Genomic DNA, 22,457 nt, shown 5'->3' with positions numbered 1-22,457 from the left:
CCCCCCACCCTACGCCTTGACCGATTAGGGTTCCGTGTTAAAGTGACGATCCTGGACGGGTTCGCTCGTAAGGTTAAAAAGCCGAGTTCCACACCGCGCTGTCGTATGAAACTGTCTCCTGGATACCGTAATTGGGCTGTCCGAACGACCCTCCTGATAAGCCTTTGGCTAGCAACTCCAGCCCAGGCCCAGCTCCCCCCACAGCGAAGCTCGCGGATCACCGGAACTTCCACCGCTGGGCTCTGCTACCCCACCAACAACTCGATCCCGGTTGAGATGACTGCCGAGGCGTGGGTCTACCGCGAGGATGACACGCGCTGCGAAACCATCGTGGGACAGGACTTCACGCGCTCCTTCTGGCTAGGACTCTGCAGTGGGAAACTGCGGTTCTATCGGAGTGGCGGGGCAGCGGCGGACGCGGACCGAGGAATTCCTGAAAAGCGCTGGACCCATGTTGCTGCCTCCTATCGAAGTCAGGGCGCGGACCGCACGGTCTCCTTCTTCATTGATGGTGTGCCCGCCGGGGTCAAGTCGCTGAGCAATACCGGCGGAAACCACGCCCTGCCTATCTACGTCGGACGCGACCAAGGCAATGTGCTCGGGCTCGGGGCCACCTATCCCTTCCTGGGAGGCTTGGATGAAGTCCGGGTCTGGGCGGGCGCTCGCACCCTGAGCCAAATTCAATCCAATCGCTTTAGTGAAGTGACGAGCGACCCTGACCTGCGATTTCGATTCTCGGGCGAGGGACCTGTTGAGACGGTAAGCGGAGAAATCCCGAGCGTCTCCATCGGCGTAACGCCGCAGACCTGGGGAATTGTCCCGAGAGATTTGATCATCCCGACCACGACCTTTTCCCCCACCTTGGACGGGGAGGTAGGCGAGGCGACCGAATACGCTGGGGCCGAACAGGTGGTTTACCGCGAGCTGACACCCACGGGCGAGATCGACACCCGGGCCTATTTGGTAGCCAGCCTCAATCCGACCCAGAGCCGAATCACCGCCTTGTGGGTAGGCATCGCCAGCCCGGGGGAGGCCGGAAGCGCCGATGCGATGGCAGGTGGCTCCATCCGCCTCTGGACCGACGCCAATAACTCCGGCGGCGGGTCGCTGGGCTATCGGGATTTCTTACTGAACTATTCCCACTTTGCAGATCCACCAACCGCCACCGTTTTTGAGACCACCCTGCTCGGAACATTGGCTCCTTCCCCGCTCGCTACGTCTGAATACTTCCGTCCGAGCGGTGCTTTCTGCCAAGGGGAGTTCGCGCCCGCCTGCGCCGAGTTTGCAATCCCCTGGAACAGCCGCGCCCTGGGAGAATCGAATCAGTTTGGGTTCATGCTCCAGTTTCTCCAGCCCAGCAAGCTGCCTGCAGTCATCCCTCCGGTCGACTGGCGAAGCCCGCTGGATGCCAGTCCAACCGCACCTCGGACTTGGGCAAGAGCCCGCATTGGTTCCCAGGTCAACACCCCCTCCTCGTTCGTAACGATCTCCTTGGAGGCCGAAAACTTTCGAGCGCAATCCACCTTGGATCGTCTGATTCCCCTCACGGTCTCGGTGTCGGATCGACGGGACTCTCGGGAGCTTCTCCAGCTCCAGACAAGCAGCCTCGGGATCTCCAGCTTTCAATTCAGAGTCCCCCGGGGCGCGATGCTTCGCTTTCAGATCGAGCGCCAGACAGAATGGGAATACCGCAACGCGGTTCACGCAAACACCACCGCTGGCGTCCCCGCCACGGTCCTAGGCCAGACCGAAGTGGATTTTCCGGCCTGCGACACCTCCGAATGCCACCTACGCCTGACCCGATTCCTGGTAGGACGTCCTCCCGGCCCAAGCGACTTCGATGAATCTGCCTCCATTGGATACCAAGTGCGCTATGTCCTCCGAGACGGACCTCCTCCCCTCGTGATCGCGGGCACCGGGCCCGTGCTGGAGGGCACCAACCTTCACAACCGAATGTCGGTGTGGGCGAATCCAGGAAACTCCACCATTGTGCCGACCGGAGAGATGGCCGAGCCGCCAGCCGGACAAGGTTACGTTCCACTGATCATCGCATCGATCGGATCCGACGGACGTACTTTGAACCTAGAGCCTTCGACCCAGCTTCGCGGCAACTCGGCGGACATCTGGGTTCGCGACAATTGGACTCGAACGGGAATGGGTCGCCGCTGGCACTACGCTGGACGAGCCACCCCGACGCCCGCCCCCTATCACCAACTCCACACCTTCGCATTCGAAAACGTCGGCGACGGTCATGACATCGACGACTATCGGGCCGCCTTCCCGGGCCTCGTCTGCGACCCCTTCAAGATGGTCGGATTCTGGGCGTGGTTCCCCATTTACTTACTCGCTCTGAACGATGGGGGTGAATGCGTGGGCTTGTGCACCACCAGTGATCAGCTGGCGCGCGGACGCCTCAATGCAGGATCGCTTCTGCCCGGCGTACACTATGCCGCGGGGTTCCCGGTGAGTCCGCTCAAGCCCGCACGATTCAATGTCGATTTTGAAAGAGCCTGCGCTCCGCTCCCCATCAATCTTTGGGGCCAGATTCGCGCTAACCATGGAGCCCAGCTCTCCTCGCAGTTCATCATGGAGTCACTCGCCCAGCTCCGCTTTGATCCGATCCGCACCGTGATGCGCGAGCAGGTGGCCAAGTTGGAACGGCGGCCCAAAGGCTGGCTGATGTGCATCCGTTACTCACCTACCGCTTCAGGTCATGCCCTGGTGCCGTTGGCAGTGAGGCCCGTCGGAGCGTTTCCAAATCTACGCGAAGTCGAAGTGTACGATCCCAATCATCCCGGAGAGGTGCGGGTGATCCAAATCGATATCGACTCCGACAACTTCAGCTATGATGGATTCGCGCGCCCCTGGAGAGGTCGCTTGGTGGTGCTTCACGACATCGCGGAGTTCTGGGAGCGACAAGGACGCGATCTGATCAGCGTTGATACGCTAGGCACCGCCGTTGACCGCCTGGGAGCTCGGGGCCTCTTCGATTTGATTCAAATGATGGTCAGCGGATCCGCCCTGCCTCTGGTCACACAACCCGATGGCAACCAGGTCGGGTGGCAGGACGACGGCAGCCTCATCGAAACCATTACGAACGGCGTTACCATGCCCATTTTCAGCCATCGCGATGACAACACCCTGCCTTTCGGCCGATCTCCCGCGAACCTGATCTTCAAGCCCATGCCCGGCGGGTTCACCTCGAAGCTCCAGATCAAGGGATCCAAATTCGCGGTTAACCTCGTAAATGCCGGAAACATGTTCCAGCTCTTTGGAGACGAAAAGACCGCCGGCGATGAGGATAGCTTTGATGCGACCCTTCTGAACGGCAAGGTCCACGGGTTTCGTTACAAACCCCAACGCGCCTCCGGCAACATTCTGCCGCGGATAGCGCTCGCCAAAGACGGCACGAATTACACGGCTCTGTTCAGCTGGAGAGGCTTGCAGCTCCCCGGTGGGGGAGCGGCGCAGTTCCGCGCCCTGCCCGATATCGACAGCGTCGAGCTAGTCAACGAGACGGGCCGAAGCTTGTCGCCCCAGCTGGAAGTGTCTGGCCTGGACGCCCTGCCGATGTACCGCACCAACCTGTTTGCGTCGCCTCGAATCCCATCGGGAGCCACCCAGCGGCTACGGGTTGTCGGGCCTGACCGGCAAACCTTGGAAAGCCAGCTGGATCTAAACGGAGACGGGCTTTTTGACATTCGTACCCATGTTGGGACGGGGAACGATGGCGGCCTGGAACTCCCCGCGCTGCTCAGCGAGTTCAAGGGAGGGAAACTCAATCTCTCGTGGCCGCTGAGAGCGGAAGCTTGGTATCTGGAAACAGTAGATTCCTTGAAAACAGGCGACGCCTGGAGTCCTGTGGTGGCTTCACCAACGCTGCTTGGGGGACGTCAGATTGTGACTGTCCCTGCACCGGATGGAAACCGGTTCTTCCGCCTACGAAAGCTCGGGACGGAGTAGCCGGCCGCAGCGCACCGACAGACCACCCCGATCAAAGCTGCTTGATGGCTCCGTCGAGGATGGAGTAGAGCGAGTTCATCGTCGCCTCGGTCTCATCTCCCATGTTGGAGAGTCGGAACGTGGTGCCCTTGATCTTGCCATATCCGCCATCGATCAGGATCCCCTGGTCTTTGACGAGTTTCTGCAACTTGGCGACATCGACCGCACGTCCGCCGGGCTTGGCGCCGTTGTTGACACAGGTGAGCGTCTGGGATTCGAAACCGGGCTCCGGGAACAGATTGAAACCGTTCCGCGCCGCCCAATCACGGGTCATCTGAGCGAGCTTCGCATGACGCGCATAGCGCGCTTCCAGACCTTCGGCGAAGATATCCTCCAGCTTCGACGCCAGAGCGTACACATGACTGATGCTCGGAGTGCTGGGGGTCATGCTCTCAGCGGCGTTTTTCTGGAACTCTACAAAGTCGAAGTAGTAGCCACGATCCTTCACAGTGGCCGCCTTGGCCAGCGCGGCCTTGGAGGCCGTGAAGACCGTAAGTCCGGGAGGAAGTGCGAACGCCTTCTGGGTTCCGGCGAGCAGGACGTCGATTCCCAACTCGTCAAAGTTCAGCGGAACGGCGGTCATCGAGCTGACGGCATCCACGATGAACATCACATCGGGGAACTTCTTCTTGAGTGCGGCGATCTCCGCCAGCGGACTCATGGTGCCGGTGGAGGTCTCGTTGTGAATCAAGGTCAGCGCATCGAACTGCCCCGTGGCGAGCTTCGCCTCCACATCCGCTCCGCGGATCGGGGAACCCCACGGAACCTGCAGGCCCTCCGCCTCCTTGCCGCAGCGCTTCGACACATCCAGCCACTTGTCGGAGAATGCGCCGCACATGCAATTCAGAACCTTCTTGGTCACCAAATTCCGCAGCGCGCCTTCCATCACCCCCCAGGCCGACGAGGTGGAGAGATAAACCAGCTGTCCGGTGCCCAGCAGAGTCTGGAGCTGCGGCTGCATCCGGGCATAGAGATCCTTAAATCCCTGACCGCGATGTCCGATCATCGGCGAACAAAACGCACGGAACGTCTTCTCGCTTACCTCAACCGGACCCGGGATATGCAGCTTCACATGTTTCATATAGGGGGCAGAATCTCCCAGAGCAGCCCGCGCCAAGCAAGCGGAGTTTTGAGGCAGTCGACGGGTTGATGTAACGGATTAGGGAATGTCCAGCCAGGCCTCTCCGTTTCACGGATCCGGCGCATGGAGTTCCATGACTTCTTTTCATCCGTATGTGTGTATGTGCGGAATGGTAATCCGGAGGCACCTGGCCTGCGAGATAGGAGCCTGGAGCGGAAATCCGACTACTGCCGCTCGTATTCCCCTTTGTTCACTCGCTTCAGCACGGTGAACCCCGCTTTCTTGGCGTCGGAGACCGACAGAGGCTTGGTGATGGAGGGCGTGTTGAAGTTGGACAAAATCTTTCGCACCGGCCGCTTGCAGGCCGGACACTTCGTCAACTCGGGGGCGCTCAGGGGGCGACGCAGAGTGAACTTGCCACTGCACGCGAGGCAGGTGCCCTCACAAAGCTCATATTCGTAAAGCGGCATAATTGATTATTGAGCCCACTACGCTCCCCTCTAACGTATCGCCTTCCGAAGTTCCTGCAAGCGCCGAACCATCTCGAGAAAATCCTCCGGCAGAGGGGCCTTCAACGACAACAGTTTCTTCTGACGCGGGTGCAAAAATTCCAGATGATAGGCATGTAGCATCTGGCGCGGAATCTCCCTTCCCAAACGTTCCTTCAAACGCGCATTCTGTCGTTTGGCGTAAACGGCATCCCCGGCCAAGGGATATCCGATATGCTGAAAGTGAACGCGAATCTGGTGGGTCCGCCCTGTATGAATCCGGACCTCCACCAGCGTCGCACCCGGGAATACTTCCAACCGCCGAAACGAGGTCCAGGCATCGCGGCCATCGTCCTCATCCACCACCATGCTCATGCGATGGTTCGGATGCCGCGCCAGCGCGGCTCGAATCTCTCCTTTTTCGTGGGGGAGCTCCCCACACGCAATGGCATGATAGACTTTGTGCACCTCCCGAGCCTTGAACTGATCGGAGAGCGCGACGTGCGTGAAGTCATTCTTGGCCACCACGAGACAGCCACTGGTATCCTTATCGATCCGATGGACAATACCGGGGCGCTCCACGCCACCAATGCCGCTGAGCTGTCCACGGCAATGGTGCAGCAAGGCGTGCACTAGGGTCTGCTCCTCCTCTCCCGATGCAGGATGCACCAGCAGACCGGCGGGCTTGTTGAGCACCAGCAAATCTTCATCCTCGAACAGGATGTCCAGCTTCAGGTCCACGGGACGAAGCTCCGCCGGACGGGCCTCGGGGAAATGAACCGTGATCTGATCCCCTGCGCGCGGGGAGTAAGTCAGCTTCGACGGCTTGCCATTCACCTGCACGTGAGCCTCCTCGATGAGGCGTTTGAATGTACCACGCGATACGGCGGGAAACCGGGTTCGCAGGTAAACATCCAAACGCTCTCCGGGAAGGGATACGTCTACCGCGATCAGGTGAGTGCGTTCGTCCATGGGTGCGGAAACCGTCAAGATTTTCCAGACGTTCTGGGTTCAGGATCCTCTGATTGGAGGGAGAACAGAAACAGGAGGGAGACCCCGCAACAAATCGCGCTATCCGCCACATTGAAAGCAGGGAATCCCGCCTCCAAATCCACGCTCCCTAACCCGACACCCCTGCGCTCCACATAAAAATACAGGAAGTCGATGACATGATTGACCCGCAACCGGTCGAGCAAATTGCCGGCGATGCCACCGGTAATGAGGCCGAGCGCGATCTGTCCGCCCAACCGGTGAGCCTCAAAATAATGTCGTTTCCAGATCAAAGCAAAGATGGCCACCAGGGCTATCGCAGCGAGGAACCCATTATTCCCGTGAAACATGCTCCATGCCGCGCCCGTGTTGCCCCAATGGACCAGCTTGAAAAAGCCGGGAATGAGAACTCGCTCTGCATTGAGCTCCAACCCCAGGCCTTTCACGACCGCAAGTTTGGAGACCTGATCCAGCAGAAAGATGGACCCAGCCACCAAGGCGATACGCTGATTTTGATTGAGGGGCATCACTCTCCTCCCAGCGCCGGACGGGTCTTTTGACCAGGGTGAACTCGAACGACTGCCGTACCGGAGAGCAGATCATGAAGCCCTCGACGGTCGGTCCTTAGAAGCAAGGTGAGGTATCCTAGATTGAATGGCAACTCACAGAAAAGACGCCCGAAGAAGCGCATCGCTGCCGCGAGGTAGCCAACCCGCCCGCCGTCCGACGTGACCACTCGGATACCGGCCATCATCTTGCCCGGGGTCGCCCCGAACCCACCCACAAAGACCACCTCGAAGCACAGCCGACAAACCTGGAGGAAGAACAGTAAGGGGTTGTTTTGACGCGCAAATTCCAAGACATCGTCGAGCTTCCCCCCCTCGGGAGCAGGCTTGACTTCCACTCCCCACCAGGCGGCCACAACCGGCCACAGAAGACTGCCTAAGAGGTAGATGAGGAGGATGTCGGCTACAAATGCACCGAAGCGACGCCAGGCTCCGGCCGGCACCATTTCGACCGCATTAACCGTGGCTTTATCGGCGGGAAGAACCCGCTCAAAGGAGCCGGTCAGCTCAGGAAGCCGGCCCGCCTCGGTCCAGCGTCCCGTCTCGGAGGACCACACCAAAGTCGCAGGAAGCAGGCGCCCATCGAGCACCCAGGCTTCGAGCTCCGCCAACGTTGTGGGACCATACTCTTGGCCATCACCACCGATCATTTTGTATGTCATTTCCATTCCCGCAGCCACTCTCCATAATCGGTAGCCCAGGGAAAGACAAGGAAGTCTCGGCGGACCCGAGCCTCCCATTTGAGATGATAGACTTTAGTTTCTCGATGGGTTGCCCGGGGGAGGCTGACGCGTTGAGGGGTGATACGACCGCCTTACAACTCCGGTCGATGGCCGATGGCGAATCCCAAATGAGGAATCCGGAAGCTTGCCCTAGGCCATCCCATGTGGTTCAGTACCAGCGTATTTTCCTTGAATGTCCATCCCGATAATTTTTTGTCATGAGCAGTCCAACTGCAATTAAGTTTGGCACGGACGGCTGGCGCGCGGTGATTGCCGAAGAGTTTACCTTCGCCAATCTCGAACGGGTTGCCCAAGCGACGGCGGCCCACTGGAACCATCATCCTTTGCCCGATTGTCAGCAACGCGTGGTGGTGGGCTACGATCGGCGGTTCCTCTCCAACGAATTTGCCCTGCGCACCGCCGAAATTCTAGCTGGCAACGGCTTCGATGTGCTCCTGACTTCCCGGCCCACCCCAACCCCGGCTGTATCCTATTTGGTCAAGAAAGAGCAGGCCATCGGGGGCGTGATGATCACCGCCAGCCACAACCCGGCCATCTTCAATGGCTTCAAATTGAAGGCCGAGTTCGGTGGCTCGGCCGAAACCGCAGTCTGCCAGGCCATCGAGGCACGACTGGATGAAAGCCCAGTTCGGGCTACTGACCTGTCAGAGGCGAAACGGAGCAAACAGATCCGTGTCCTGGACCTCATCCCGACGCATCTGCGTGCCATCAAACGCCTGGTCGACTTTAAGCTCATCGCCCGCTCCAAAATACGCTTCGCTCACGACGCCATGTATGGCGTTGGAGCGGGCTGCTTCGAGGAATTGCTGGGGGGCACCAGCTGCGAAGTCACCACGCTCAACTCCGCCCACAACCCGTCATTCGGCGGCATCAACCCCGAACCCATCGCCAAAAACTACACCGCCAGCTCCGCCTGGCTGCGCAAGCATCCCCATGACATCTGCCTCGTGACCGATGGCGATGCGGATCGCGTGGGCGGCATGGACGGGCGAGGCAATCCGCTCTCAACCCACCAACTCATTTGTCTGCTGCTGCTGCACTTCATCCATCACCGACGCGAAAAAGGCCGAATGGTGAAAGCGTTGACCACCACTTCCATGGTGGAAAAGATCTGTGCTGAATACGGCCTGGAGTGCACTGAAACCGCAGTAGGTTTCAAATACGTCGCGGCGGAGATCATGAAAGGCGGGGTGCTGCTCGGGGCCGAGGAGAGCGGTGGCATCGCCTTCCCCGGTCATGTCCCGGAACGGGATGGGATACTCGCGGGCCTCATGCTATTGGAGATGCTCGCCACCGAGCGTCAGCCTCTCACCAAGATGCTGGCGGGCCTGGAGCGAAAGTATGGACCTCATCGATACGCGCGTATCGACACCCGATTCCCCTTGGAAAAACGGGCCGCCTTGATGGATTTCTGCCGGTCCAATCCCCCCGAACGCCTGCTCCGCTCTCCCGTGTGCGAGGTCAAAGCCTACGATGGCGTCAAGTTCATCGCTCGAGATGGGTCCTGGCTGATGCTTCGGGGCTCCGGGACCGAACCGATCCTCCGCATCTATGCCGAGGCTCCCTCCGATGCCGCAGCTCAGAAACTGCTGAAGGTCGGGACGATGCTGACCCAGCAGGTCTAGCAGCAAACAAGCGAGCGACGCCGACGCCGTCACCCTTCTAAGGTAGGGAGAGACTCCGTCGAGCCCACTATGGCCCCAGGCTCCCCTCAAGACCAAGGGCTGCCCCGATGAGGACATCACGCGACATCGATTCACCCTTGTGGCTCCTCGTTCGCCGAAGCCAAAGCGGAGACGTGTCTCCGCACTCCATAGAGGCCTGCCCCTTCTTGTGAGCCTTGGGCAATTCCGGGCACCCTGCCAGAACGGTCGGTTCAGGGCGAGCCGGTCGACAGGTAGCCACCGGGCGCCAGTCGGGGTAAATAAGCCTGAGGAGGCGAATAACCGACCCGCGAACCACCCCAGAAACGGCCGCAAAAGACTCATCGCTCCCAGCGCCAATCTTCTGCGGCCGTTTGTGGCCGTGACCCGAGACCTAACGTGTCACGAGGCGATAGTAGCCCATCGCCTGGTCTGTCGGAACAACGAGGACGCGCCGTCCGTTTTGCTCGCGAGGCGTTTCCACCACCGCTGTCCAGGCTCCATCGCCCAACGAGGCCCGATGCTCCAGAGCAGCGCCCGAAGCAACCGCCCAACTCAGCTCCAAGCCGTTGCTCGATATGCTGAATCCCAGCTTCTCGGCAGCCGCGGCGCCCAGGGCCTCAGCGAAGCTCGCCGCTACACGGACGGAATCCACCCATAACTCGCCGATACCATCCGCCTGCCGGAAGGACCAGTTGCTCACCTTGATCGGCGCAGGCTCATCGCCAGCCACTACCGAAGGGTCGCTCTCGCTCGTTGGGTTTAGCCAGAGCTGAGCTCGACCGCTGGTCAAATTCTGCTTCAGTACCAAGGTGACGTCCTCACCCACCGCGGCCTCGTAGGGCGCATACACCGGAGACTCCGCCCCTGCAGCCACACCAAAACGAAAGTGACCAGCGGCAGCTTCCTTAGCGGCCAGGTAGAGCCGACCTCGAAATCCGCTGCGATCATCCCGGAAGTGCGCAAAGAAGCCGCCCGATGCCGCCGGTAGATCCAGGCACCGCAAACGCAGCGCCGCATACAAGATCGTACCAGAAGCCTCGGCGTACGGGCCACCTGTGAGCAACGCACTCACGTCCTCTGCCTTCTTTTCCGAAAGCCGCAGATGCCCGGACTGGACGACGATGTTGGTGGGGCTACCACCTTCCGGAGCATGGATCGTCCACGCTCCAGTCGGATCGATCAACGAACCGTCATCGGAGGCGAACGCTTCCGAAAGCACCACGCCCAGTTGCGGATAGACCGTCACGCTGACTCGATTCGACAAGGTGTGGGTTCCATCGGTGAGCAAGACCATGATCTGGCTGTCTCCACTCTGGTCGGCCGCCGGCCTTAACGAAAGCCGCCGAGAAGACGCCCGCCCGGACCATCGAATGGAATCAGCGGGGAAGAGCTTGGTGTTGGAGGACTGCGCCATGATCGTGAGTTGCTCCGGCTGCGACTCTCGATCAGACACCAGAAACTCCAACGAACCCGATTCGCCGTTGACTGGAATCTCCACACGACTTGGCCCCGTCAAGGAAGGAGCTCCCACCGTCAATCGAAAGAGCGACGCGGAACTCTTGAGCCCATCGCTGACCGTCAGGGTCACGTCCGCCACCCCTTGCGCATCTGGATTCGGCGCCAACCGTAGGGACCGTTCAGCACCCGTGCCCTGGAACGCGGCTCCCTTGGCCGACAACACTTCCGGATTGGATGAGGTCAGCGTGACCCGGAGTTGCCCCGGCTCCGACTCAGCATCCTCAACCCGGAAGGGGATCGGCCCAACTGGCTGGTTCGCGCCGGTGCTTTGATCGGCGATGCGGCTAATCGTGGGAGGGGTGTTCAGCCCCGCGACGTCCCCGAACTCCGTGCCGACCAGCAGATCGTCAAGCAGCATCGTCCCCATCCCGTCGCCGCTCGCGAGGGATTGCCGCAGAGCCACCGCGCTGATGCTCGCCGCGCGGTTCACATCCGACGCCTCGGCCCGGCGTGCGGTGTCGGCCTCACCGGTGGGGTCGATCCACAGCGTCGAGCCGGTCGGACTTCCCGCTTGGTAGCGAACCACCAACCGATGCGAAGTTGTCAGCAGGAAAGTTTCGTCGACATAGACCGCCGCGGCACTCCCGTTCGCGATTCCAAACTTGAACCGGCCGGGCGCCACCCCGTTGGTGGAGACGAAGACTCGGGCCTTCTGGGTGCTGCCCCCGTCCTTAAGGTGGAAGAAGAATCCACCATCGCCGGACGGCACCGCCCCTAAGTTCACCACAAAGCTCGCATACAGCACCCCCTGGTTGTAAGGACCTCCCGGCAGGGGTGCGTTGACATCCTCCGATTCGAGCTGAGTCAGGCGAACACTTCCGTCAATGACACTCAGTTGCTGAGGCGTGCCTCCGTGGGAGACCCAGGCTGAACCTGTCGCTTGAGAAAGCGGACCATCCGGATAGTTGAACCGATCGCTGAAGAGCACTCCGGCCGACGCTGGAATGGCCAACAGTAGCAGCATAGAACTGAAACCTATCTGTTTCATGTGTTTGATATGTATTGTGTTTGATGCCTGAGAAAGCGGGCTCCACACCACGCCTTACCAGACAAACCTCCTATTCCTTGTATCCATCCACTCCAACGCGCGGGGCGTTTTCGCCGATGAACGGGCAGGCCTATACCCCGGCTGCGAACAGGATCACAAGAGAAAAGTGAAAACCGCGGGGTAGAAGTAAGACGGAAAGCGAGGGCGCTTCCGACCTATGGAGTGCTGTAGCCCTCTCTAAGCAGCTTGTAACGAACCGACGGAGTCGGTAACCCCTTTTACCACCCACTTCCCCTCACACCACCGCCGCACCCGCCACGCCCTTCGACTGTATCAAGATTCGAAAAGCGTGGCCCAGATGAGATGGATGAACCAGCGTTTGAAACTGGCGTCGCTGCGCTGGCGTCCAGTCGGCAAATACACCACGCGACAACGCCTCGGTAACCCACCGAGCCAGACACTCGCCCTGACGCGCCAGATCTTCTGTCACCAAACCCTGAGCCTCTCCGGAGGACGCGACCGCGGAGAAATTAACATGAGCGGTGAGGTCCTGTGTGCCGGGCTCAGCGAGCACATCGTCGATGACACGATGGTCTCGATAAGCCCGGAGTGTTCCGCGGGTTCGTTCCGGCCGAAGCAGCTCCGCCGAGGTGAGACCGTAGTCGCAGGCGATCATCCAACCCACGTCCAGCGTGCCGGCGGCTGCCGCCCACCAATCCAGCGCCTCTGGACAAAGCTCCACCGTGAACCCATTCGGGAGCACTTGGGCGAGTTCCGACGGAATGAGCAGTCCGGCCCGGGCCAGCTCCGTCTCGATGTGAATCCGTGGTTCGGGAAGATCGACCCAGACGAAGCGATTCTCGATCGGGCTCCAATCAACCCCGCGCTCGCGCCAGCGGCCGGAGTCCGAGTGCCATCGAATGACATGGACGGGGAACGCGTCGAGCAGTTCGTTGGAAAAGAGAACCCCGCGCAACCGAGGCAAATTCTGCAGCGCCTCCACCCAACGCACACGCGGGGCGTACTCGGCCAGCTGATTCTGCTGGCGCTGCTCCCGCACCGGCGAGGGTTCCACGATCCAGTAAGTCAGGGAGGCGAACAGCGCCGGTTCGTGTTTCCTGAGCCAGGCGAGGATGTCACCGGCGAGCCGACCGTCGTGGGCACCGCACTCCACCAGGTGGGTTTCGCCGGGCTGAATCGATTTCAGCCAGGTAGCAAAACGGCAGCCTAAAATCTGACCAAAGACATCCCCCACGCTGACACTGGTAAAGAAATCTCCAGAACGGCCGATTGTCCTGTCGTGGGTCTCGTAATAGCCGAAAACTGGGCAATAGAGAGCGAGACTCATGAAGCGGGCAAATGAGATCGGGCCGGATCGGAGGATTTCCTCCCGCGCTTGGGATTCAAGCAAAGGCATCGGGCTCTCTTTCTGCGGATCGGCGGTATCTCATTTGCTTAACACTGCACTGGGCGACACTTATGGCAAAAATCGACGCATTCTTCAACCTGATGATGGAGCAGAAGGCCTCCGACCTGCACCTGTCTTCAGGGAACCCCCCGATTCTTCGCATCAACGGCGAACTGGAGCGGGTGGATTATCCCCCGCTTGAGAGCGATCAGCTCAAGGGGTTACTCTACGAAATCACCCCTGAGTTCAAAATCAAGCAATTCGAGGAAACCGGCGACGTCGACTTCGGCTACGAAATCCCGAACGTCTCGCGCTTCCGCGCGAATTTTTACAACCAGAAGAACGGCGTCGGGGCTGTCTTCCGACAAATCCCAAGCAAAGTCCTCTCCTTCGAGGACTTTGAAAAGTTCGATGCCCCGCTTCCCCCCGTGCTCAAAAAGTTCGCGATGCTCCATCGCGGCCTGGTCCTCGTCACCGGCCCCACCGGCTCCGGCAAATCGACCACTCTGGCTGCGATGGTCGACTACGCGAATAAGAACCGGAAGGATCATATCCTCACCGTCGAAGACCCCATTGAGTTCGTCCATGAGAGCAAGAACTCCCTGGTGAACCATCGCGAGGTCGGCCTGCACACGAAATCATTTTCCAGCGCGCTCAAAGGCGCCTTGCGCGAAGACCCCGACATCATTCTGGTGGGGGAAATGCGCGACCTGGAGACCATCGAACTGGCCATCACCGCGGCCAGCACCGGCCACTTGGTCTTCGGAACACTGCACACTCAGAGCGCGGCCAAGACCGTTGACCGTATCATCGACGTGTTTCCCGCCGACCAGCAGAACAAAATCAGAGCCACTCTCTCCGAAGCGCTCCGAGGCGTCGTGGCTCAAAACTTGTTCAAACGCATCGACAAGAAGGGACGGGTCGCCGGACTGGAGATCCTGGTGTTCACCACCGCCATCGCTAACCTGGTGCGCGAGGGAAAAACGCATCAGCTGCCCGGCATGATTCAAGTCGGCAAGAAGCTGGGCAACCAGCCACTGGATGATTCCATCATGGAACATCTGCGCATGAAGCGCATCTCCCCAGAGGACGCCTACGACAAGTGCCTCGACAAGAAGAAATTTCGCCCCTTCCTCACGACCCCGCCCTTGGACGACGATATCTAAACTAAGCGGACCTCAGATCGCCACCACCGAATCGATCCTCATTCTCAGAACCCAAACCATCCATGCGCCGCAACGAACTCGACTACTTCCTGGGGTCCCTGCTGGAATTCGACAAGAACGTGTCGGACATCATCATGACTGTCGGCCGACCGATGCAAGTGGAGGTGCACGGGATGCTAAATCCGGTTCCCATCAGCCCATTCATCGAATCTCTGACGCCGTTTCAGACCGAAATGATCGCCCTCAACCTGATGGGCGGGAGTAAACGTTTGACGGAAGATCTATTGAAGTACGGCGCGTGCGACACCTCCTATTCGCTAGGAAGCAGGGCTCGCTTCCGGGTGAACATTTTTTCACAACGCGGAAGCATCTCCATCGTTCTGCGGAAGCTCAACGCGCATATCCCGGAGTTCAAGGACCTCTGGCTACCCGAGGTCATGTTAAATGCGGCCAAGGAAAAGACCGGGCTCGTGCTCGTGACCGGTGCAACTGGATCGGGAAAGACCACCACGCTGGCGTCGCTGATCAACAATATCAACTCAACCCACCCCATTCACATCATCACACTGGAGGATCCGGTAGAGTTCATTTACGAGCAGAAGAAGGCTACCATCAATCAACGCGAGTTGGGGACTGATTTCGACACCTTTTCGAGCGGATTGCGCGCCGCGTTGCGACAGGCGCCCAAGGTCATCCTGGTCGGCGAAATGCGGGATCGTGCTACAGTGGAGATCGCCCTGAACGCCGCCGAAACCGGCCATCTCGTGTTCAGCACGCTGCATACCATTGATGCCGGACAAACGATCAACCGCATCCTGGGCATGTTCGAACAGGAGGAGCAGGAGCAAGTACGCCTCCGGCTCGCCGACACCCTCCGCTGGGTCTTCAGCCAACGACTCATTCCGAAGGTGGGGGGAGGACGGTTTCCGCTCATCGAGATCATGGGCAACAACATGCGAACGAAGGAAACGATCGTCCTCGGAGAGAGCGAAGGAAAATCCTTCTACGAGATTATTGAGGCGAGCAACACTTTCGGTTGGAGGAACTTCGACAATGCCTCACTCGAAGCTTACAAGGCCAATGTCATTACCGAGGAAACCGCCATCGCCTACTGCAGCCGACGGGGTGTCGTCGCTCGTGGCATCGACCTCATTAAGAAGGGACGAGGTGAAATGGTCGGCAAGGGCAACGACCTCCGGATGGCTCCGGGAGCGGAGGGCACTCCGGATCGTCCCGCCCCCAAACCACTGCCACCCCTGCCTGGGACCATTAAACTCAAAATGTAATTATGCCGAGCGACTTTGATTTCATTACGACGAACGATCGCCCGGCCTTGCTGGGAATTACGAACACGCCCGTGCTGGAAGCCATCCAGGGGGCGCTTTCCCAACTGGGTTACAAAATCCACACCACCCAAAACCACGGCGAGTTTCTCCACCGCTTCAATCAGGTTCCCTACCAGGTCACCGTATTGGATGAAAACTTTGGAAATTGCAGCCTGGAGACCAACGAGAGCTTGCACGCTTTGCAGTCCATGGCCATGGCCACTCGCCGGCATACCGTGGTCGTGCTGATCGGGGCATCATTCGCGACGTTCAACCCCATCCAGGCCTTTCAATTCGGTGCGCATGCCGTATTGAATCCGAATGAGCTCTTTTTGGCTCAACAGCTCCTCGAGAAGGCCGTCGCCGACAATGATATCTTCATGCACACCTTCCGCGACGGGCTGAGAAGGCTGGCCTGATAGGGGGAGTGACGAGTGATGAGTGATGAGTTCCCGAGGGGGACTCGTCCTACAGACGAATTTCGGTTGTCGCTTCTCCTGACGAAACCCTAGCGAAGGCGGACCGCATTCGGGCTACTCATCACTCGTCACTTTCTCTATTTTCAACCCATGGGATCTTGCTTAGAGTCTTGGTTTGCGCCGTCCCATGGAAGCGATCACGAATATTGCAGCTTACAAGTTTGCCCGGCTCGCCGAGCTAAAGCCTCTGCGCGAGCGACTCCTCCGTTTGTGCCGAGGCTGGGGCCTTAAGGGAACCATCCTGCTGAGCACCGAGGGCATCAACCTCTTTGTCGCTGGCTCTGCCGCTTCCATCGATCTCCTGCTTCACGAACTCCGGAACATTCCCGGACTGGCCGAGCTCACGCCGAAGATCAGCGAAAGCGACCACCAGCCGTTCTCCCGAATGCTGGTCCGCATCAAGAAGGAGATCATCGCCTTCGGGGTGGAAGGTATCGACCCCGCTCAACGGACCTCTCCGAAACTCGACGCGCGAACTCTCAAACAGTGGCTGGATGAAGGTCGCCCCATCACCCTGCTCGACACCCGGAACGACTACGAGGTGAAGCTGGGAACTTTCAAGGGAGCGCTCCCCATCGGGGTCAATCATTTCCGCGATTTTCCCGCGGCGGTCGACAAACTGCCCGGAGCGATGCGCGAGCAGCCCATTGTGATGTTTTGCACGGGCGGGATCCGATGCGAAAAAGCCGGCCCCTTCATGGAAAGCCGCGGATTCCGTCAGATCTTCCAACTCGATGGCGGCATCCTGAAGTATTTCGAGGAATGCGGCGCCGCACATTACGAGGGAGAATGTTTTGTTTTTGATCAACGGGTCGGTGTGGATCCCAGCCTGCACGAAACCGAGTCGACCCAGTGCTTTAACTGCCTGACTCCCCTGACTCAGGATCAGCAGGAGGATCCTCGCTACCAGCCCCCCGTCTCCTGCCCGTACTGCTTCCGCACGACCGAGGAACGACGGGCGGCCGAGTTGGCGGTTCGGCAACAAGCCATCTCGCAGGCCTGCCATCCCTTGCCGGGCAGCACGCCCTACGACAATTATCGTCCATTGAATGTTCCCCCGAACCTGGACGGCATGACCGTGGTTGAGTTCGTGGCCCGGCTATTGCCGCACGTGCCGCTGCCCGAGTGGGAAAAGATCGCCAGCCAAGGGCGCCTGGTGGATGTCGACCGTCGTTCCGTCGCCCCATCGCACCCAGTGCGCGCCGGCGAGCGGTACTGGCATTGGATTCCCGAGACCATCGAACCGCCGGTGAGCTCCGATATTCGTCTCGTCCACGAGGACGAGGCACTGATCGTGATTCATAAACCGGCACCCTTGCCGCTGCATCCCTGCGGCCGATTCAACCGAAACACCCTGCAGCATATCATCCAGCTGGCCTATCGTCCCCAGAAGCCGCGCCCAGCGCATCGGCTGGACGCCAACACCACCGGGCTAGTGGTGTTCACTCGCACCCGAGCGTTCGCCAGCCTCGTACAGCCCCAATTCGCGCGAGGCCAGGTGGAAAAAAAATACCTCGCTCGCATCCAGGGACACCCGATGCAGGATCGCTTCGCTTGCGACGCCGCCATTAGCGACGAACCGGGGGACCTGGGAGCGCGAGAAGTCGACGAGGAGAATGGTCTCGAGGCGCGAACCGAGTTCACCGTGCTCGTACGTCTAGCGGATGGCACGACGCTCATCGAGGCCCGCCCACTCACCGGACGCACGAATCAGATCCGAGTCCACCTTTGGGAGCTGGGTTTCCCCATTAGCGGCGATCCGGTCTACCTGCCGAACCGGGCACGCGGCAATACGCAGACCTTATCACTCACCGATCCCCCGCTCTGCCTCCACGCGTGGAAACTAGGATTCAAGCATCCCGTCACGCGTCAGCTAGTTGAGTTCACCGCCCCGCAACCCTTGTGGGCTGCGGAAGCGGCGATTCACTGAAACCGGAGAGGGACCGAGCCCGTTAGCCTCTTGGGGGCTAAGGCTGCACAGCCGGGGCAGCGACCACCGGCAGGCGCTTGATCATGATCGCTTCGACGATTTTCTTCGCGAGATCGGGCTTGTCCACCAGCGCTTGCCGCGCGGCTTCCTTGCCCTGACCGATCAACTCGCCCTGGAACTGCAGCCAGGCGCCCTTCTTATCCACCACGCCATTGGCAATGCCGACATCCAGGATGCAGCCCTCCTTGTTGATGCCGTGATTATAGATGATTTCGAACTCCGCTTCCACGAACGGCGGGGCCACCTTGTTCTTCACCACCTTCACTTTCACCTGGTTACCGAGCACATTGCCAGCCGCGTCCTTGATGGCATCCTTCCGACGAATGTCCAGACGAACACTCGCGTAGAACTTGAGGGCTTTTCCGCCAGGAGTCGTTTCCGGGCTGCCGAACATCACTCCAACTTTCTCACGGAGCTGGTTGGTGAACACGCAAAGCGTCTTCGCCTTGCTGAGAATAGCGGTCAACTTTCGAAGCGCCTGGCTCATCAAGCGGGCCTGCATGCCCATGGTGGCCATGCCCATCTCCCCTTCCAACTCCGCCTTGGGTACCAGCGCCGCCACGGAATCCACCACGATCACATCCAGGGCATTCGAGCGCGCCAAGGTTTCACAAATAGTCAGTGCTTCTTCTCCGCTGTCAGGCTGGGAGATCAGCAACTCATCAATATTGACCCCCAGCTTGCGGGCATATTGGGGATCGAGTGCATGCTCCGCATCGATGAAGGCGGCCAAACCGCCCGCCTTCTGAGCGTTGGCAATCACGTGCAGCATCAGGGTCGTCTTACCCGAGGACTCCGGACCATAGATTTCGACAATTCGGCCGCGGGGCAACCCGCCCGCGCCCAGGGCGAGATCCACCGACAAGGCACCCGTCGGGATGACATCAATCTTCATCTGAGCCCCGGCATCCCCGAGACGCATGATGGCGCCCTCACCGAACGACTTGGTAATTGTGGCAATGGCCGCATCCAGGTCGCGTTGCTGGGCAGCGCTCAAGCTACGAACAGCGGGATCGAGTTTGGATTCAGCGGGCGGGTTCTTCTCTACAGCAGTCTTTGGCGGCATACGATTCGATTCAGTTAACGTTGCGTTGTTCGATGGAGGCAATCGTTCTCGGTTGTCTCGCTTCAGTCAATCCTGTGACGGCAATAAATCGCTCGCCTGCGCGCGACCGTTAAATCTGCATGAGCGACAAGGGATTCCGCCGACGTCCTAGGTCCGATGGACTCCCATCCACCCCGGAGAAACCTCCCCAAGATCAGAGTTGCCATCGGGAGCAAAACCTCCTCAGTTTTGCGCCAGCCGCCGGAACGCACCCGGAACGGCCAGACCAGCGACGATTAGCGAAGCTCGCCCCAGGAGTCAACCTAAAGTGGGTGAGCGTAAAGAATCCCTCGGCGCTTCGCGACGCAGGCAGACATATGGAGTCGACCGCGACGCGGTCCGAAGAGGTTTACAGTTCTGATTTCCGGCAGCCCTCTGCCGCTTTGGTCCCCTCGACGGAGTCGAGATCCCCTGCCTCACCCGGAAATAATCACAACCATTTCCACCTCCCCTGCACCGCTGGCTTGGCAAACCTCAGAACATTGCTTTAGTATGCTGGGAATTACTGACCCATGATGCTACGTCCATTCATACTCGTGCTTCTAAGCGTGGGAAGCCTGCTGGCTCAAAACGGCGACAAACCCGGCGAGACCCAGGCCGTAAGGATCCCGGCGGAGAAAATTCCCCCCGCCCCGGTCCTGACCCCGGCTGAAGCCATCAAGACGTTCAAGGTCCCGGCTGGCTTCGAGGTGCAACTGGTGGCTAGCGAACCGCTCATCCAAGCCCCGGTGGCCGCGCAGTTTGACGCCGACGGGCGTCTCTTTGTGCTCGAGATGCGCGGCTTTATGAACAGCCCGGATGCTGCTGGGGAGGACCAGCCGAACGGCCAGGTCGCCGTGCTAGAGGACACCAATGGCGACGGAACCATGGATCGCCGAACGACGTTTCTGGATGGACTCCTGATGCCGCGTACCATCTCACTGTTCCGGGATGGCCTCCTGGTGGCCGAACCGCCCCAGCTCTGGTTCTGTCGCGATACCACTGGCGACGGCAAGGCCGACGAGAAAGTCCCACTGTTCAACGACTACGGGGACCGGAAGAACCCGGAACACACCGCCAATGGCCTGGTCTTGGCCATGGACAATTGGTACTACAATCTCTACCACACCTGGCGCTACCGATTCCAAGGCGGCCATTGGGAACGCGAACCGATCCCCAACCGAGTGCAGTGGGGCATGGCACAGGATGATTTCGGCCGACTCTTTTTCACCTCCAACAGCGATCTGCTGCGCGGGGATCTCTTCCCTTCGCACTACGCCGGACTGCGAGCACCCACCGCTCGTCTCAGCTTCCTCAACTACCCTGTGGCCCGCGACCAAGCTGTGTGGCCAGGCCGGATTAACCCGGGCGTGAACCGGGGCTATCAGCCTCAAACCTTGCGCGAGGACGGACGTCTCTCAGTCTTCACCGCCGCCTGCGGCACCACGATTTATCGCGGCGATCAGTTCCCGGAGGATGTTCGAAATGATGCCTTTGTCTGCGAGCCGTCGGGCAACCTGATCCGACGTCAAGCGCTGCACGACACCGGTGGATCAGTGAATGGCACCAACGCCTATCCCCAGACCGAGTTTCTGACCTCGACCGATGAGCGATTCCGTCCGGTGAACCTGCTCAACGGCCCCGATGGCGGGCTCTACATCGTCGACTTCGCTCGCGGAATCATCCAGCATCGCATCTACCTTACCAGCTACCTGCGCAAGCAGGCGGAATCCCGCGGGCTTCAAGCCCCCCTCGACCTCGGCCGGATCTACCGTGTGGTTCACCGCCCGTCGACGGCGAAACGCACGCCAAAAATGTCCGGCTTGAGCGCTTCGGAACTCGTCGGGTTACTGTCTCATCCCAACGGTTGGTCGCGGGATACCGCGCAACGATTGCTGGTCGAAAAGGGTGACACTTCCGTCGTGCCTGCGCTGGAGAGTTTGGCCCGGGGGAGCGCCGATGTTCGGGCGAAGCTGCATGCCCTTTGGACATTGGAAGGCCTGGGCCGCGTCAGCGCGTCACTGGTCCAAGCTTCGCTGAAGGATCCTCATCCCCAAGTGCGCCGAGCCGCCTTGCGCCTGTCGGAACCCGTGCTGCGCGAGACCGCGGATCTGAAGCCTTCCGCCACTCGAAGCCAGGTTGTGAATGCCTTAATGAATGGCTCGACCGAGGTGCGCGTGCAGGCGGCGCTCTCGCTCGGCACTCTGAAGAACCACAAGGAGGTGCAGACCGTCATGACGGAGATGCACGAGATGACCGGATCTGAGTGGGTCAAGCAGGCGCTGGCGTTGGGCTTGGGCTTGATGGACCCGCAGACCAACACGGTCAATGTGGCCCAGCTTTCGGGCCTGACCGCCGACGAAAAGAAACGCTTCGCGGCCGGCAAGGAGATTTACATGATGGCCTGCGCAGCCTGTCACCAGCCCCACGGGCTTGGGCAGGAAGGCCTAGCTCCGCCCCTGTCGGGGTCTGAATGGGTATCGGGCAGTCCTGATCGCCTCGTCCGGATTGTGCTCCATGGCTTGCGTGGTCCCATCAAGGTCAAGGGTCAGATGTACCAGTTGGAGATGCCCACCATGGGTATTCTGGAAGATGAGCAGATTTCGCAGGTGCTGACCTACATTCGTCATGAGTGGGGCCACAGCTTCTCTCCCGTGGATGCCGCGAGCGTGAAAAAGATCCGTGATCAACACGGCACTCGCGAGGAAGCCTGGACCGAGACCGAGCTGCTGCGATTCAAGTAGTATTGATAGGGGTAGGAATGCGGGATTGACCGCACCCCTCCCTCCAAACCGGACTGGCGGATCTCCCGCATCCGGCTTACCAGTCAGTAGGGTCCACAGTGGGGCTGAAGCCTATTGAGTCGGGTATCCTGCCAAACTGAATAACCCGTGCTCTTCGAACCATCGGTTTTGGTACTCACGGTTTTCACGGCCCTTGCTAATCCCTCGACGTTTTTGTCGAAAGCGCAAGACGCTACGTA

15 protein-coding genes are annotated in these 22,457 nt (G+C 59.7%); 7 read left to right on the top strand and 8 right to left on the bottom strand.

The features are described 5' to 3' along the window. Positions 1-105 precede the first annotated feature (105 nt). On the top strand, positions 106-3,963 hold the full coding sequence (locus JNN07_24970; GenBank protein ID MBL9171008.1) for a LamG domain-containing protein: 3,858 nt from the start codon (positions 106-108) through the stop codon (positions 3,961-3,963). A 31-nt stretch (positions 3,964-3,994) separates the two neighbouring features. On the opposite strand, the gene JNN07_24965 is transcribed toward JNN07_24970, so the two are convergent. The 5 genes from JNN07_24965 to JNN07_24945 form a co-directional block, all read right to left on the bottom strand. Beyond that, the gene (locus JNN07_24965) at positions 3,995-5,083 is read right to left on the bottom strand and encodes an alanine--glyoxylate aminotransferase family protein (protein ID MBL9171007.1); all 1,089 of its coding nucleotides are present in this window, start codon (positions 5,081-5,083) and stop codon (positions 3,995-3,997) included. Between the two features lie 224 nt (positions 5,084-5,307). Next, complete coding sequence (locus JNN07_24960; GenBank protein MBL9171006.1) at positions 5,308-5,553, bottom strand: zinc ribbon domain-containing protein; 246 nt, start codon at positions 5,551-5,553, stop codon at positions 5,308-5,310. Positions 5,554-5,583: 30 nt separating this feature from the next. Further along, positions 5,584-6,543 (bottom strand): RluA family pseudouridine synthase, encoded by a 960-nt coding sequence (locus tag JNN07_24955; GenBank protein MBL9171005.1) that lies wholly within the window; start codon positions 6,541-6,543, stop codon positions 5,584-5,586. Positions 6,544-6,557: 14 nt separating this feature from the next. Continuing rightward, the gene (lspA, locus tag JNN07_24950) at positions 6,558-7,088 is read right to left on the bottom strand and encodes a signal peptidase II (GenBank protein MBL9171004.1); all 531 of its coding nucleotides are present in this window, start codon (positions 7,086-7,088) and stop codon (positions 6,558-6,560) included. Further along, complete coding sequence (locus JNN07_24945; protein ID MBL9171003.1) at positions 7,088-7,795, bottom strand: RDD family protein; 708 nt, start codon at positions 7,793-7,795, stop codon at positions 7,088-7,090. Before JNN07_24945 ends, lspA begins: the two co-directional genes overlap by 1 nt. A 272-nt stretch (positions 7,796-8,067) precedes the next feature. Here JNN07_24945 and JNN07_24940 point away from each other — a divergent pair, with 272 nt between their 5' ends. Continuing rightward, positions 8,068-9,495 carry a phosphoglucomutase/phosphomannomutase family protein gene (locus tag JNN07_24940; GenBank protein MBL9171002.1) on the top strand — a complete coding sequence of 476 codons (1,428 nt, stop codon included), beginning with the start codon at positions 8,068-8,070 and terminating at the stop codon, positions 9,493-9,495. A gap of 412 nt (positions 9,496-9,907) precedes the next feature. Here the strand turns inward: JNN07_24940 and JNN07_24935 are convergent, their stop codons facing one another. Continuing rightward, positions 9,908-12,022, bottom strand: coding sequence for a hypothetical protein (locus JNN07_24935; GenBank protein ID MBL9171001.1), 2,115 nt, complete (start codon positions 12,020-12,022; stop codon positions 9,908-9,910). A 295-nt stretch (positions 12,023-12,317) separates the two neighbouring features. Further along, positions 12,318-13,439, bottom strand: coding sequence for an SAM-dependent methyltransferase (locus JNN07_24930; GenBank protein ID MBL9171000.1), 1,122 nt, complete (start codon positions 13,437-13,439; stop codon positions 12,318-12,320). A gap of 62 nt (positions 13,440-13,501) precedes the next feature. Here JNN07_24930 and JNN07_24925 point away from each other — a divergent pair, with 62 nt between their 5' ends. From JNN07_24925 to JNN07_24910, 4 genes are all read left to right on the top strand, one after another. Further along, the gene (locus JNN07_24925) at positions 13,502-14,596 is read left to right on the top strand and encodes a type IV pilus twitching motility protein PilT (protein MBL9170999.1); all 1,095 of its coding nucleotides are present in this window, start codon (positions 13,502-13,504) and stop codon (positions 14,594-14,596) included. A 62-nt stretch (positions 14,597-14,658) separates the two neighbouring features. After that, complete coding sequence (locus JNN07_24920; protein ID MBL9170998.1) at positions 14,659-15,882, top strand: PilT/PilU family type 4a pilus ATPase; 1,224 nt, start codon at positions 14,659-14,661, stop codon at positions 15,880-15,882. A 2-nt stretch (positions 15,883-15,884) separates the two neighbouring features. Beyond that, entirely contained in the window at positions 15,885-16,340 is a 456-nt protein-coding gene (locus tag JNN07_24915; protein MBL9170997.1) for a hypothetical protein, read from the top strand. 187 nt (positions 16,341-16,527) lie between these two features. Next, positions 16,528-18,330, top strand: a complete 1,803-nt coding sequence (locus JNN07_24910; GenBank protein MBL9170996.1) for an RluA family pseudouridine synthase — start codon at positions 16,528-16,530, stop codon at positions 18,328-18,330. Between the two features lie 37 nt (positions 18,331-18,367). Here JNN07_24910 and recA read toward each other — a convergent pair whose 3' ends face one another. Then, on the bottom strand, positions 18,368-19,456 hold the full coding sequence (gene recA / locus JNN07_24905; protein MBL9170995.1) for a recombinase RecA: 1,089 nt from the start codon (positions 19,454-19,456) through the stop codon (positions 18,368-18,370). Between the two features lie 551 nt (positions 19,457-20,007). On the opposite strand from recA, the gene JNN07_24900 reads away from it, so the two are divergent. After that, positions 20,008-22,218, top strand: coding sequence for a c-type cytochrome (locus JNN07_24900; GenBank protein MBL9170994.1), 2,211 nt, complete (start codon positions 20,008-20,010; stop codon positions 22,216-22,218). Positions 22,219-22,457: the final 239 nt, after the last annotated feature.

The organism is Verrucomicrobiales bacterium, from assembly GCA_016793885.1.
Classification (GTDB): domain Bacteria; phylum Verrucomicrobiota; class Verrucomicrobiia; order Limisphaerales; family UBA11320; genus UBA11320.
The sequence above is the reverse complement of the archived record's forward strand: the minus strand, read 5'-3'. Positions and strand labels throughout refer to the sequence as shown.

Excerpts from the sequence above, each read along its gene's own strand:
- recA (MBL9170995.1), bottom strand. The coding sequence starts at position 19,456 with ATGCCGCCAAAGACTGCTGTAGAGAAGAACCCGCCCGCTGAATCCAAA.
- JNN07_24930 (MBL9171000.1), bottom strand. The coding sequence starts at position 13,439 with ATGCCTTTGCTTGAATCCCAAGCGCGGGAGGAAATCCTCCGATCCGGC.
- lspA (MBL9171004.1), bottom strand. The coding sequence starts at position 7,088 with ATGCCCCTCAATCAAAATCAGCGTATCGCCTTGGTGGCTGGGTCCATC.
- JNN07_24940 (MBL9171002.1), top strand. The coding sequence starts at position 8,068 with ATGAGCAGTCCAACTGCAATTAAGTTTGGCACGGACGGCTGGCGCGCG.
- JNN07_24900 (MBL9170994.1), top strand. The coding sequence starts at position 20,008 with ATGATGCTACGTCCATTCATACTCGTGCTTCTAAGCGTGGGAAGCCTG.
- JNN07_24965 (MBL9171007.1), bottom strand. The coding sequence starts at position 5,083 with ATGAAACATGTGAAGCTGCATATCCCGGGTCCGGTTGAGGTAAGCGAG.
- JNN07_24925 (MBL9170999.1), top strand. The coding sequence starts at position 13,502 with ATGGCAAAAATCGACGCATTCTTCAACCTGATGATGGAGCAGAAGGCC.
- JNN07_24915 (MBL9170997.1), top strand. The coding sequence starts at position 15,885 with ATGCCGAGCGACTTTGATTTCATTACGACGAACGATCGCCCGGCCTTG.
- JNN07_24955 (MBL9171005.1), bottom strand. The coding sequence starts at position 6,543 with ATGGACGAACGCACTCACCTGATCGCGGTAGACGTATCCCTTCCCGGA.
- JNN07_24960 (MBL9171006.1), bottom strand. The coding sequence starts at position 5,553 with ATGCCGCTTTACGAATATGAGCTTTGTGAGGGCACCTGCCTCGCGTGC.
- JNN07_24970 (MBL9171008.1), top strand. The coding sequence starts at position 106 with ATGAAACTGTCTCCTGGATACCGTAATTGGGCTGTCCGAACGACCCTC.
- JNN07_24920 (MBL9170998.1), top strand. The coding sequence starts at position 14,659 with ATGCGCCGCAACGAACTCGACTACTTCCTGGGGTCCCTGCTGGAATTC.
- JNN07_24935 (MBL9171001.1), bottom strand. The coding sequence starts at position 12,022 with ATGAAACAGATAGGTTTCAGTTCTATGCTGCTACTGTTGGCCATTCCA.
- JNN07_24945 (MBL9171003.1), bottom strand. The coding sequence starts at position 7,795 with ATGGAAATGACATACAAAATGATCGGTGGTGATGGCCAAGAGTATGGT.
- JNN07_24910 (MBL9170996.1), top strand. The coding sequence starts at position 16,528 with ATGGAAGCGATCACGAATATTGCAGCTTACAAGTTTGCCCGGCTCGCC.